Below are 12,973 nucleotides of genomic sequence, written 5' to 3' on the forward strand. Positions count from 1 at the left end.
CCATTTATCGAGCAATTCCATCCATTTACCTTAATCCGAATTAGATTGTATTATGTAGCAAATAAAATGACAGCATATTGCCCCCCATAGGCAGGAGACATTATGCCCAGAGTTCAATCACGTCGCTCGTTTCTTCTCGGCCTAGCCTCGATCATCGGCTTATCCGCGTCACGCCCAACAAGAGTATTCGCTGCCGACTCAAACTCATCCGTCGCTTTTACATCAGACCTAGCACAAGACTACGCGCTTTCCCTGTTGCCCATCGTCGACGGATCCGCGAACTTAGAGATCGAGCAAATCGTTCCCGTATGCCAACAAATCGGCCTTATCTGTGGCTATGAAATCAGTGTCACAAGGGAAGGAAGCCCTTACGGTTATTTAATACTTGACGCATCATATCCTGGGCTTCTGAAGGAGATAACCCTCGGCGATACCATTCTTCCGATTTCAGCTTCTCTATCAAACGCCATTTCAACTTATTCCGGCCAACAGGCCACAAACCCAACCGTACTAATTTCGTACAACGATATTGAATATGGAACTTTGGTGCCAGGAACTAGAGACTGTGTAACCAACTATAACAATATACGGTCTGTCCCGATTGTCACCGAAAAGGGTATAGCACCTCAAAGCAATAACCCAACTTCATGGAATGCAGTCATTATCAATGAAGATGACTTGATGTTGCATTTCCAAATAGACGATTTAAACGGAATACCGTTCCGAGGAGTCTCGGAATCATTAGTTGAAGCCCGCACTAATAAGTATGCATGCGTCGTTTCTGCCTTGTACGCTGTATCAATGCATTACGGTCTCACCAGTTCAAACGCTAATCAATTTAATCCCGATTATTATAAAGAAATATGGAACGTCACTGGCACAACAACGTATAAGACCAATGATCAGGGCGTCGAGTACGGAAGCACGATCATCCCAGATGGAATTGTTCCGTTTAAAAGTCTTGCCGCTCAAAAGGGTAGAGCACTTAATACTCAATTTTTCGGTTATCAGCCTCAATTCGCTCAGTACAGAGCAACTATCGATCAAGGGAATATCGGCTTGTATCATATGTGGATCAACAGCCGAAACAGTGAAGGATCCGTCGAGCTATCAGGTCATACAGTCACGGTAACTGGCTATTTTACTGGGCATAATGGAAGCTCTGGCATCGAACTGCAGTGGCTCGAAGTATTCGACGGATGGAACACTTATCCCCGAGCGATTAACTATGCAACGCCCAATATGGTCAAATTGAACGGAACAGTCTTTTGGTAGACCGGATGGCACCATCAAAATGCTATGGCACCACGGCCTTTGCCCTGGTTACGATATTGGTGATTTTCGCTATGTTTGCATCCGTTTCTTCATGCACAGATAGAGCCCGCTATAGCGGAGGAGATGATTACCTTGTCTTTGGAGCCGGCAGCGTTCATTCTATTGAGGGAACGGAACTCGTAATCCAAACAGACAACAGTCCCCGCTACACCGACGCTGGAAAGCAAACCCGGATTACATTCCCCTCATCTGGCCGAATCAAAGACAAGCTTTCCCAAATCAAAGTTGGGACAAGAGTTTCCTACTCACGCTTTGAGTCGGTAGACGCATCTGGATCATACGAGGGAAACGATATCGAAATTGAACAGGCAAACACTATAAGGAGATGTTGAGGAACTGAGCCTCTGCGCAGCTCCTCAACAAATCATTATGCCTCCGGGACCCTACCCGTCGCCAAAATCTGTTCAAGTGCCGCCTCATCCAACACGGGCACACCCAGCTGCTCGGCCTTGGTGAGCTTGGAGCCCGCTTTGGGGCCGGCGACCAGGTAGCTCGTCTTCTTTGAAACACTGCCCGAAACCTTGGCACCGAGTACCTTGAGCGCCGCACCTGCCTCGTCGCGGGTGCGGTTGACGAGCGTGCCGGTGAGCACGAAGGTCAGACCCGCGAGCGGCTGTGCGTCGGCGAGCTCGCCCGCCACGCCAGCGTCGGCTGCGGCTTGCGCATGCGCGGCGCCCAGGTCGACCTCGAGCGAAAGGCCCGCTTGGCGCAGACGTTCCAGCACGGCAAGGTTTTCGGGCACGGCCAGGAACTGCTTGACGCTCGCCGCAATCTTGGGACCGATGCCCTCGCACTCGGCGATGTCCTCTTCGCTCGCCAAGATAAGCTTGTCGATCGACAGGAATCGCTCGGCGATGACCTCACCCACACTCTTGCCCACGTGGCGGATGCCCAGGGCAAACAGCACGCGACCGAGCGGCTGGCTCTTGGACTTGTTGAGCTCGGCGATGATTTTCTCGGCCGTCTTGAGGCCTACCGGAATGGGGTCGCCCTTCTTGACGCCCTTTTTGCTGTTGGAGCTGGCATAGGTGCGGCCCGTGTCCAGGCCGGCGATGTCGTCGACCGTGAGCTGGTAGAAGTCTGCGACATCGTGGATCAGCCCGGCGGCGATCATCTTGTCGACGATCTCGTCGCCTAGGCCGTCGACGTCCATGCAGCCGCGGCTCACCCAGTGAAGCAGGCGCTCCTTGAGCTGCGCGGGGCAGTCGATGGAGACGCAACGGTAGGCCACCTCGCCATCCTCGTGGACCACGGGGCTGCCGCACACGGGGCAGACCTCGGGCATCTGCCAGTCGACCGAATCGGCCGGGCGCTTGTCGAGCACCGGGCCCACGACCTCGGGGATTACGTCGCCTGCCTTGTGCACGATGATAGTGTCGCCCTCGCGCACGTTTTTTCGGCGGATCTCGTCGATGTTGTGCAGCGTGGCGCGCGCGATGGTGGAGCCGGCGACCGTCACCGGGTCGAACTCGGCGACCGGCGTGAGCACACCGGTGCGGCCCACCTGGATGCGAATTTCGCGCAGGATGGTCTGCTTTTCCTCGGGCGGAAACTTAAAGGCGATGGCCCAGCGCGGTGCGCGGGCGGTAAAGCCCAGGTCGAGCTGCTGCTGAAAGCTGTCGACCTTTACGACCACGCCGTCGATGTCATAGTCCAGATCGCCGCGGTGCTCGAGCGCCTGGGCGCAGAACTCGTGAACCTCGGCCGGCGTGGCGCAGCGTGCCACATTGGGGTTGACGCTAAAACCGGCGCTGCGCAGCCAGTCAAGAAACTCGCGCTGGCTGTGGACATGCAGTGGGTCAGTATCGGCGATGGCATAGATAAAGGTAGCGAGATCGCGGCGCGCCGTGATCTTGGGATCTTTTTGGCGCAGGCTGCCGGCGGCGGCGTTGCGCGGGTTGGCGAAGGGGTCGCGTCCCTCGGCATCGGCCTCTTCATTCAGGCGGACAAAGCTACCCTTGGGCATATAGACCTCGCCGCGTACCTCGATGGTGCGCTCGCGGTCGGCGCCCATGTGGGCGAGCGCCGGCTCGGACAGGTGCATGGGCACATCCTTGATGGTACGCACATTGAGCGATACGTCCTCGCCCGTGGTGCCATCGCCGCGCGTGGCCGCGCGCACGAAAGTGCCGTTTTGGTAGGTAAGCGCCACGCCCAGACCGTCAATCTTAAGCTCGCAAGTATAGGTGACGCTACCTGCGCCGAGCGCATCCTCGGTTCGTTGGAGCCACGCGTCGAGCTCGTCCAGATCCATGGCATCGTCCATGGAATACATGCGTGCCATGTGCGTGACCGGCGTAAACTGCTCGCTCACGTAGCCGCCCACGCGCTGGGTATAGCTGTCGGGCGTCACCAGGTCGGGGTAGGTGGCCTCGATTTCCTGCAGCTCAACGAGCATTTTGTCAAAGGCGGTGTCCGTGATCTCGGGCGCATCGAGCATGTAGTAGCGATAGGCGTGGTAATCGAGCTCGTGGCGCAGCTCGGCCGCACGCGCTGCCGCCTGGGCATGGGCGTCGGTCGGCGCGGCGGCATCCGCACTCGCGGGCGTTTCGGTATCGATGTCCACACCGTCACCAAACAGGCTCGATTGCTCCATAGCGGCACTCCTTCGCTCGATTTCAAACGGATACAAGAGTACCACCGGTCACGATGGGGCCGAATAACCCTTTCGAACCGCACCGAATCGGCAGCGCCCGGACCGGGGTGGATCGCGCGATCAAACCATGCCCTTGTCAGCCCCAAGTGATCCGTTTTCCTCCGTCCCCAACGGATCAATAAGAAAAGAGGGGCTGTCCCGCGTTGGTGGGACAGCCCCTCTGGCATTGGTATGTGCGAAACGGCTCGCTAGAACCCCTGGCCGTAACCTTGACCCTGGCCCTGCTGGCCCAGCAGCTCCTCCAGATACTGGCGCAGCTGCTCGTCGGTAATACCGCCGTTGCCGGTATCGGTCGAACTGTCGTCCTGCTGCTGGTTCTGCAGCTCTTCATCGGAGCCCAGCTCGACGGTGACCTTCTTCTCTTCCTTGCCGCGCATGAGCGTGATCTCGACCTTCTCGCCCACCTCGTGGCTGCGCAGTGCGATGATCAGGCCATCGGCGCTCGTGATCTCGTCGTCGCCCAGCTTGGTGATGACGTCGCCCTCCTGAATTCCGGCCTTAGCAGCAGGACCATCCTCGACGACGCTCGCCACATACGCGCCGCTATCGGTGCTCAGCTTGTTGGTGCGGGCGTTGAGCGCGTTGACGCTCGAAAGCGTAGCGCCCATGTACGGATGCACCGGCGTCTTGCCGTCGATGATCTGGTCGGCAATGTTCTTGGCATAGTTGACCGGAATGGCAAAACCCACGCCCGAGCTGGAGCCCGAATAGCTCTCGATGAGCGAGTTGATACCCACGAGCTCGCCATTGTCGTTGACGAGCGCGCCGCCGGAGTTGCCTGGGTTGATGGCGGCATCGGTCTGAATCATGTTGGCATAGATGGTGTTACCGCTGGTAGAGCTCATGGCCGTGGAGCGATACAGCGCCGACACAATGCCCGTAGAGACAGACTGTTCGTTACCGAACGGCGAGCCGATCGCCATGACCCACTCGCCCACGTTGAGCTTGGAGGAATCACCCATCTCGATCGGGGTGAGCTTGGAGGCGTCAGCATCCTTGAGCTTGATGACGGCCAGGTCGCTCGAGGCATCGTTGCCCACGAACTCGGCCTCGTAGGTGGTGCCGTCGTCCATGGTAACCACGTACTGGTCATAGCCATCGACCACGTGGTTGTTGGTGAGAATATGGCCCTCGGTATCGAGCACCACGCCCGAACCGACGCTGCCTGAGTTATCCGACTCGTCGGCAGACTGCGAAAGCGAGCCATTCTGGCTGCCGCTCGAAGTGGCGGTAATGGAAACCACGGAGGGCAGGGCCTTGGCAGAAACGGCCTCGGCCAGCGTGGTGTCCTCGGAGTCGATCGTGATCTTTTGCGTCGACGAACCCGAAGCACCCGCCGTCACGGCATTCTTGCCGCCGCCGATATCGAGCGTGCCGCTCATAATGAGCGCAATGACCAGCAGGGCTCCGCAGGCACAGCCGGCAAGCGCCGTAATAAAGATCGGCAGCTTTTTGGTCTTGGTCTTGACCACCGTGTGCTTGTTCACGACCTGCTGGCCACCCAGCGGCTTGCCGGTCTGCGTGTCGTAGGCCTGCACGTAGGGAATGTTACTGCCGGCAGGCGTCGACTCCACCTGCACACGCGGCTGCTGCTGGGTCTCGCCGGCGTTGCCCGCATCCTGGGGACGCTGGGAATCGTTCTCGCTCATGGCTGCGATCCTTTCGTCAAATAACCAAAGGCCCGCCAAACATGTGGCGGGCCATCATTGTTCACGTTGAGTTGTACCCCAATATGCGGGCGTACGTGTATGAGAACGCAATCTTTTAGGAAGGCTTAAGTTCTGCTGCAGACCCGAAAGGACCCGGCCTACGGCAAAACCACCACAAAGGTGCCTGTCCCCTTTGTGGTGGAAATCTAGTCCTTAAACAGATAGCCCACGCCGCGGACGGTGGTGATGTGTGCCGCGATCTGCGGGCCTACCTTGGAGCGGATGCGTCGAATGTGCACATCGACGGTGCGCGTGCCACCGCAGTACTCAAAGCCCCACACGCGGTGCAGCAGCACCTCGCGGCTGTAGGCGCGGTTGGGGTGCGTCGCCAAAAAGCTCAGCAGCGAGTACTCCATCAGCGTCAGGTCGATGGGCTCATCATCGAGCGTCACCTGGTAGGTAGCCAGGTTAATCTCGAGGTTATCGATGTTGAGCACATCGTCGGCGGTGACGGTCTCCTCCTCGCCCATCAGGCGCTGCGCACGAGCCTTGAGCTCGTTGGGTGTCGCCGTGGGGCATACAAAGTCGGCATGCGCGTGATTGGGCAGGCGCAAGGTACCGAGCGCCTCGTCGTCGACGATCACCAACATGGGGACGCCGCCACGATCGTCAAGCCACTTGGCAATCTGATCGATACGGTCGCTGCGGATGCCGTCGGAATCGAGAATCAGCAGGTCAAAGTCGTGCGCCGCAGTCGGCGAATCGGGGGTTGCCAGGCTCACCTCGACACCCAGGGTGGTCGTCAAGCTGCGGGCAAACTCGTGGAAGCGCGTCGTGCGCGCCATGAACAGGGCACTCTTTTCGGACATATCGGCCTCCAAAGAAATGAGCTCAATCGTACTGGAACAAGCCAGCGCGATTAGGAGTTCGCCAGGTAGTGCTTGATCTCCCACTCGGTGATCGTAGACTCAAACTTATGCCACTCGTCGCGCTTCTTTTTGAGGAAGAAACTGTGGATGTGCTCGCCGAGGGCATCCTTCATAAACTGCGAGTCCTCAAACACGTCGAGCGCCTCTTTGAGCGAACGCGGCAGCGGCGTGTAGCCGGCCTCGAGCATCTGGCGGTCGGTGAGCTTGAGCGTCTCGGCCGTGGCCTCGGGCGGGAGTTCCAGCTTGCGCTCGATGCCGTCCAGACCAGCCGCCAGCGTGACGGCGTTGACCAGGTACGGGTTGGCCATGGGGTCGGGGCTGCGAAGCTCGATGCGCGTGGACAGCTGCTTGCCGGGCTTGTAGACCGGAATGCGGACCATACTCGCGCGGTTGCGCAGGCCCCACGTGGCGTACTGCGGCACGGAGTCGCCGCCCGTGGTGATGCGCTTGTACGAGTTGACCGTGGGGTTAGTGATGGCGCTGATCTCGCGCGCGTGCGCCAAGATGCCGGCCATGTAGTGCTTGGCGATATCGGAGAGGTGGTACTTCTCGTCGTCCTCGCCCCAAAAGACGTTGTTGCCGTCGTGGTCGAATAGCGACTGGCACAGGAACATAGCGCTGCCGTCCTCGCCCGCCAACGGCTTGGGCATAAAGGAGGCGTGGCAACCGCTCTCGTAGGCCTGCTGCTTAATGATGAGCTTGGCCGTGGTGATGGCGTCGGACATGCTCAGGGCCTCGGCGTGACGCAGGCTCATGCCGTGCTGCGAGCGGCCAGCGGCGTGGAAGGTGTACTCCACGGGCACGGACATCTTCTCGAGCGTGAGGACCGTGTTGCGGCGCAGGTCGCGGGCGGCGTCGCTCACCGAAAGATCGAAGTAGCCCACGTTGTCGAGCGGCTCGGGGGTGTGCTCGTCGGGGAAGTAGTAATACTCCAGCTCGGCACCCACATTGAGCAGGTAGCCGGCCTTCTCGGCCTTGCGGAACATGCGGCGCAGGGCATCGCGCGGATCGCCGGCAAACGGCTTGCGATCGGGAGTGCACACGTCGCAGAACACGCGGGCGACGCCGTTGTGGCTCGGGCGCCACGGCAGGATCTGGAAGGTCGAAGCATCGGGGAACGCCAGCATGTCGGCTTCCTCGGGCGTGGCAAAGCCCTCGATAGCGGAGCCGTCAAAGCCAATACCCTCCTCAAAAGCGACCTCGAGGTCCTCGGGGCTAATGGCAAAGTTCTTGAGGCGGCCGAGAATGTCGACAAACCACAGACGAACAAAGCGGATGTCACGCTGCTCTACGGAGCGGAGTACGTAATCGATGTTCTGCTGGTTCATGTCGCTCCCCTTTCTTTCGGGCGGGTTTCGACTGGTCTATATCGCAGATACTATCGCAGAAAAATGTTTCCGCAGGGTTAAAGCGTATCAAGCGCTCAAAAAACGTGTGCGAACAGGCAGTCACGAACGAATGGCTAGCGTTCAGATTCGGAAACAATTTGCCTACACGCTCGTTCCAGCGCTGGGAACTCCATCGTCACCGCATCCCAAACAACCGATCGGTCGACATTGCCGTAATCATGCGCGAGGTAATTTCTCATGCCGATAATTCCACGCCACTCAATTTCGGGATGAAGCCGCTGCGAGCGTTCCGACAACTTGCCCGCTTCTTCCGTCACCCTAAGCGCGCACATCAAAAGGGAGTCCGCCAACGCCCTCGTCCGCACGTCATTCGCATGCAGAAACTGGTCCTCGGTGATATCAAAAGCCTTGATGCGCTCGTTTGTTTCAGAGATGGCGTCCAAGACCTCTTGGGCGCGGAGGCCGTCTGACTTACGCGCGATCATAAAGGATCACTCCTTCGCGCTCGATTGCCGCGGCAAGATCGGCATCAAGATGGTCGCTCGAGACAAGATCAACCTGCCTCCCAGTTTCTTTGCGCACCGCCTCGCCGAATGCCGACAACGCGAAAAGGCCAAAGCCCTGATCGCGATCGACTTCGAGACGCAAGTCAATGTCACTATCGGCACGCGCGTCGCCACGAGCATACGAGCCAAAAAGAATCACGCTTTTGATGGCGGGAATCGGGCTGGCCGCCTCACGGACAGCGGACTCAATCTGAGCGGTATCCAAAATGCCCGCCGCGACGCTTCCGCTCGCAGAGCTTTTACCGAGTGAAGGGACAAACGGCAGCGAACGCTCGCGCAGCATCTGTCTCATAAACATATTGACTGCAACAGACGAAGTCATGCCAAGTTCTTCGCACAGCTCGGCAAATGAATCTTTAATTGACGAGTCCACTCGCACACTCAGCACAGACGCAGCCATGGATACCTCCTGTATGACATTGTCTATATATTATCACACAGACTAGCGCGAGGTCGAAGCGCGGTGTTCGATGTGGCCGGGGACCTCGATGCGCTTGGGGGCGAGCTTTGCGGCATCGCCCACCGTAGTGGTAACGACGTCGATGCGCTCGGACAGGCGCTCGACCACGCGCTCGGCAATGGTGAGGGTGTCCTGCGCGGCCGTGGTCACACCGCCAAAGAGCACGTGGTTCCAGGGGTAATCGTCAAACGTCGCAATCTTGAGGCCAGCCGGCAACGAAGGTCCCAACTGTGCCAGCGCCTCGGTCAGACGCAGGAAGACCAGGCCGTTGACGGCAATGAGGCCGAGCTTTTTGCCCGCGTAGTCGCGGATGGTCTCGTCCAGGCGGCTGACGCTCGTGGCACCGTCATCGGCCAAGGTGACAACCTCGCCCGCAAGGTCGCGGCGCGAAAGCTCGTCGGCAAAGGCCTCGGCGCGCTCGCGACGCACGGGGCTGTCGTCGCTTGCCTCGGTGAGCAGGCACAGGCGCTCGCTGCCCGCAGCGGCCAGGGCGTCTACCAGGCCGGCGACCAGCTCACGGTTGTTAGATGTCACCAGATCGGCACCGCCGTCGGCAACGTCGCGGTCGAGCAGCACAACGGGCAGACGTCCCGCGGCAGCGGCGATGGCCCCGTCGTTACCACCGCAGGTGTTGACGACCAGGCCGTCTACGCCGGCATCGATAAGTCTGGTGAGCGACTCCGCTTCCTTAGCGGGGTCGTTGACACTAATGGCCGTCATAAGCGAGCAGCCGCGCGCGGCGGCACTGGCGGAAAGTCCTTCGAGCATAGCGCTGGAGAACGGGTTGGCGATGTCGGCCAGGATCACGCCAATGAGGTTGGTGCGCGAGCTGCGCAGATTGCGCGCGGCGGCACGCGGGCGATAGCCGGTGCGCTCGATAACCGCCGCGATGCGAGCACGGGTTTCCTCGGTCATTTGCCCGGGGCGGTTGTTGAGATAGCGCGAGACCGTGGCCGGGCTCACGCCCGCCTCGGCGGCAATGTCCTTGATTCTCATCTGCGCCATAGCGCACCCCGTTTCCCATTTGTCGGCAGTCTGAGCCATTTTAGGCATTTTTTTAAAAATCTCGCTTGCAAAACGTTGTAGGTGAGCAGCATCGTTTTTGCGCCTCGAGCAGATGCGATGATGGGCTAGATAGACGAATCTTTGGACAGCTCGAAATAGTCGGGATGCAAGGTGATAACCGGGCCCTGCTCCTCGGGCATCAGGTGCAAGTGTGTCTCGGCCAGATAGCTCGCCGCGTCGGTATCGCCCCTCTTAATGGCCTCGAGAATCCGGCGATGCTGCCGACGAATCGGCTCCCAATCTAGGTCCTGCGACACCATACGCAACCAGTTGTATCGCTCAAAATGCGTATTGACGCTCTTCATCCAATCCCACAACATGTGACGGCCGGCAATCGCAAAACACGTCTCATGGAACAGGTTGTCCAGATCAAAAAAGCGACGCGTTTCGCTATGGTCGAGCGACTCGGACTCGGCAAGAATCTGCTCGAGCCGCTGCTTTTGCTCGGGTGTGGCGGCCGAACAGCATTTAATAAGCACGCTTCTCTCGAGTTTCTCGCGCAAGAAACAGGCATTCTCGGCGCGCTCCATGCTGATTTTTGAGACATAGGTGCCGCTTTTGGGACGCGTTTCCACCAGCTCCTGCTCGCGCAGGCGCACAAAAGACTCGCGAATGGGCGTGCGCCCGATTCCCGTCTCCTTTTCCAGACCAATCGCCGAAAGACGCGTGCCAGGCTTGAGCTCGGCATAGATGATCTTGGAGCGCAATGCGTTGTATGCCTGATCTTGCAGGCTCTGATAATGCTGATGTTGTTCCATAAAGCCCTCGGATGAAGCCCACGGTTTGTCGAATTTCACCACGTAATACTATCGCATCCCCCATCCCATCAGTTGTGGTGAAAGAGGGGGTGCTCACGTCGCCAGCACCGCAAGAGCAAGCGGCGGCATCCCGAAACCCGGGACACCACCGCTATTTTGCTATCGGATGGCGCAGAGACGCCCCTCCTCATGTGCCAAGGGGTTAACTAGAGTTCGCAGGCGACCTTGTAGCCATCGCCGATGGCGTCGCGGATGTTGCCGCACTTGTTGGCATCGCCCAGCACGTGGGCGGCAACACCGGCTGCAGCCAGGTCGTCGGCCAGCTTGGTGTTGGGACGATAGCCCATAGCAAGCACCAGCGTATCGGCACCGGCAATAGTGTGGACCTCGCCGTCCTTCTCGTAGCTGATGGTATCCTCGGTGATCTCGGTCACCTTGGCCTCGGTCAGCACATGGACGCCCTTGGAGAGCATGCGCGTGATGAGCACCGCGCGACCGGCACCGCCCTCGTTGGCGGCGAGCGTCTTGGTCATCTCGATGACGGTGACATCGCGGTTGGCCGGCGACAGGTCGTTGACCAACGGGGCCAGGTAATCGGCCGTCTCGCAGCCAACGGTGCCGCCGCCCACGATGACGATCTTCTTACCCGGGAAAGCCTTGCCACCCAGCAGGTCGTCGGCCGTCATAACCTGCTTAAAGCCCTGCATGAAGGCCGGAGCGATGGGCTCGGCGCCATAGGCCAGGACGACCTCGTAGCCGGCGTAGTCGCGCTGAATGTCCTCGGCAGTAAGCTCGGTGCCAAATACGCACTTCACGCCCGCCTCAGCAAGACGGCGATACTGATACTTGATCACACGGGTGAGTTCCTGCTTTGCCGGCGGAACGGCTGCGATACGCATCTCGCCGCCCGGTTCGTCCTGCTTGTCCACGAGCACCACGTTGTGGCCGCGCTTGGCGGCAATGAACGCCGCCTCCATGCCCGCAGGACCAGCGCCCACAACGAGCACGTTCTTGGCCTCGGCGGCAGGCTCGTAGCCAGCCTCGTCGCGCTCCACGTCCGGATTAACGGTGCAGGAGATGCGTTTGCCAAACATAATGCCGTTCAGGCAGCGCAGGCAGCCAATGCAGGGGCGAATATCGTCGGCGTTGCCGGCAGCGGCCTTGTTGCAGAACTCGGCATCACACAGATTGGCGCGGCCCATCATGCAGATATCGGCAGCGCCGTCCTCGATCAGCTCCTCGGCGATCCAGGCCTCGTTGATACGGCCGACCGTGGCGACGGGAATGTTCACGTGCTTCTTAATCTCGCGCGAGCAGGCGGCATGCGAGGCCTGCTGAGTACCGGCGGCGGGAATTGCGGAACCGCGCTTGATGGTGGTACCGCCCGACACGTGAATCATGTCGACGCCGGCCTTCTCCAAGCGACGCGAGACATAGATCATGTCGTTGAGGGTCAGGCCGCCATCGGTGTACTCATCGCCCGAGATGCGGACGTCGATGATAAAGTCCTTGCCGCAGCGCTCGCGAATCTCGGCGATGACCTCGAGCAAAAAGCGCATGCGGGCGTCGAGCGAGCCGCCGTACTCATCGGTACGCTTGTTATAGAGCGGGGTCAAGAAACCGCCGAGCATGCCGTGGGCGTGCGCCGCATGGACCTCGACGCCATCGACACCGGCCTTCTGCATACGCACGGCAGCGTCGCCAAACTGATGCGTGAGCTCGTGAATCTCATCGACCGTAATGGGGCGCGGCGCCTCGCGGGCATAGGACGGGCCCACAAAGGACGGAGCGATCAGGCGCGGCGTACCCGGAATGTTAAAGGCCATGTAGGCGGGGTGGAAGAGCTGCGGCATGATCTTGCAGCCATACTCGTGGACGGCTGCGGCGAGCTTTTCCCAGCCGGGGATAAACGTGTCGTCGTAGCAGCACATGTCACCCGGCAGATAGGTATAGGTGGGCTCGACCGTCACGACCTCGGTGATGATCAGGCCCACGCCGCCCTTGGCGCGGGCACGATAATGATCGACCAAGTCGTCGGTCACATAGCCATGATCGGCCAGGTTGGTGGACACTGGCGGCATAAAGACGCGGTTCTTGACCTCGGTTGTACCGACCTTGATCGGGCTAAAGAGCATCGGATAGGCAGAAGACTCCATACAGGATTCCTTTCGTTTGAGCCGCTCGGCGGCAGTTGCTAACGTACTTA

10 protein-coding genes are annotated in these 12,973 nt (G+C 59.4%); 1 reads left to right on the top strand and 9 read right to left on the bottom strand.

Features of this window, described 5'->3' with window-relative positions; genetic code table 11:
• Positions 1–102 precede the first annotated feature (102 nt).
• Positions 103–1,275, top strand: coding sequence for a hypothetical protein (locus tag FGQ67_RS01365; protein ID WP_138339693.1), 1,173 nt, complete (start codon positions 103–105; stop codon positions 1,273–1,275).
• Positions 1,276–1,702: 427 nt separating this feature from the next.
• On the opposite strand, the gene ligA is transcribed toward FGQ67_RS01365, so the two are convergent.
• From ligA to FGQ67_RS01410, 9 genes are all read right to left on the bottom strand, one after another.
• Entirely contained in the window at positions 1,703–3,931 is a 2,229-nt protein-coding gene (ligA, locus tag FGQ67_RS01370) for an NAD-dependent DNA ligase LigA (protein ID WP_138339694.1), read from the bottom strand.
• A gap of 248 nt (positions 3,932–4,179) precedes the next feature.
• Positions 4,180–5,640, bottom strand: a complete 1,461-nt coding sequence (locus FGQ67_RS01375; protein ID WP_138339695.1) for a S1C family serine protease — start codon at positions 5,638–5,640, stop codon at positions 4,180–4,182.
• A 206-nt stretch (positions 5,641–5,846) separates the two neighbouring features.
• A complete protein-coding gene (locus tag FGQ67_RS01380) occupies positions 5,847–6,509 on the bottom strand; it encodes a response regulator transcription factor (RefSeq protein WP_022095077.1) in 663 nt (220 codons plus the stop codon).
• Between the two features lie 50 nt (positions 6,510–6,559).
• Positions 6,560–7,897, bottom strand: coding sequence for a glutamine synthetase family protein (locus FGQ67_RS01385; protein ID WP_117745685.1), 1,338 nt, complete (start codon positions 7,895–7,897; stop codon positions 6,560–6,562).
• 134 nt (positions 7,898–8,031) lie between these two features.
• Positions 8,032–8,403 carry a HepT-like ribonuclease domain-containing protein gene (locus FGQ67_RS01390; RefSeq protein ID WP_118258530.1) on the bottom strand — a complete coding sequence of 124 codons (372 nt, stop codon included), beginning with the start codon at positions 8,401–8,403 and terminating at the stop codon, positions 8,032–8,034.
• Positions 8,390–8,884 (bottom strand): type II toxin-antitoxin system RelB/DinJ family antitoxin, encoded by a 495-nt coding sequence (locus FGQ67_RS01395; RefSeq protein ID WP_138339696.1) that lies wholly within the window; start codon positions 8,882–8,884, stop codon positions 8,390–8,392. Before FGQ67_RS01395 ends, FGQ67_RS01390 begins: the two co-directional genes overlap by 14 nt.
• Positions 8,885–8,926: 42 nt before the next feature.
• Complete coding sequence (locus FGQ67_RS01400; protein ID WP_171025130.1) at positions 8,927–9,949, bottom strand: LacI family DNA-binding transcriptional regulator; 1,023 nt, start codon at positions 9,947–9,949, stop codon at positions 8,927–8,929.
• Positions 9,950–10,074: 125 nt separating this feature from the next.
• On the bottom strand, positions 10,075–10,806 hold the full coding sequence (locus FGQ67_RS01405) for a GntR family transcriptional regulator (RefSeq protein WP_138339698.1): 732 nt from the start codon (positions 10,804–10,806) through the stop codon (positions 10,075–10,077).
• 167 nt (positions 10,807–10,973) lie between these two features.
• Positions 10,974–12,923: an NAD(P)/FAD-dependent oxidoreductase gene (locus FGQ67_RS01410; RefSeq protein WP_138339699.1), complete on the bottom strand. Its 1,950-nt coding sequence runs from the start codon at positions 12,921–12,923 to the stop codon at positions 10,974–10,976.
• Between the last annotated feature and the right edge of the window lie 50 nt (positions 12,924–12,973).

The sequence above is a fragment of the Collinsella aerofaciens genome, assembly GCF_005845035.1.
GTDB classification, from domain to species: Bacteria; Actinomycetota; Coriobacteriia; order Coriobacteriales; family Coriobacteriaceae; genus Collinsella; species Collinsella aerofaciens_I.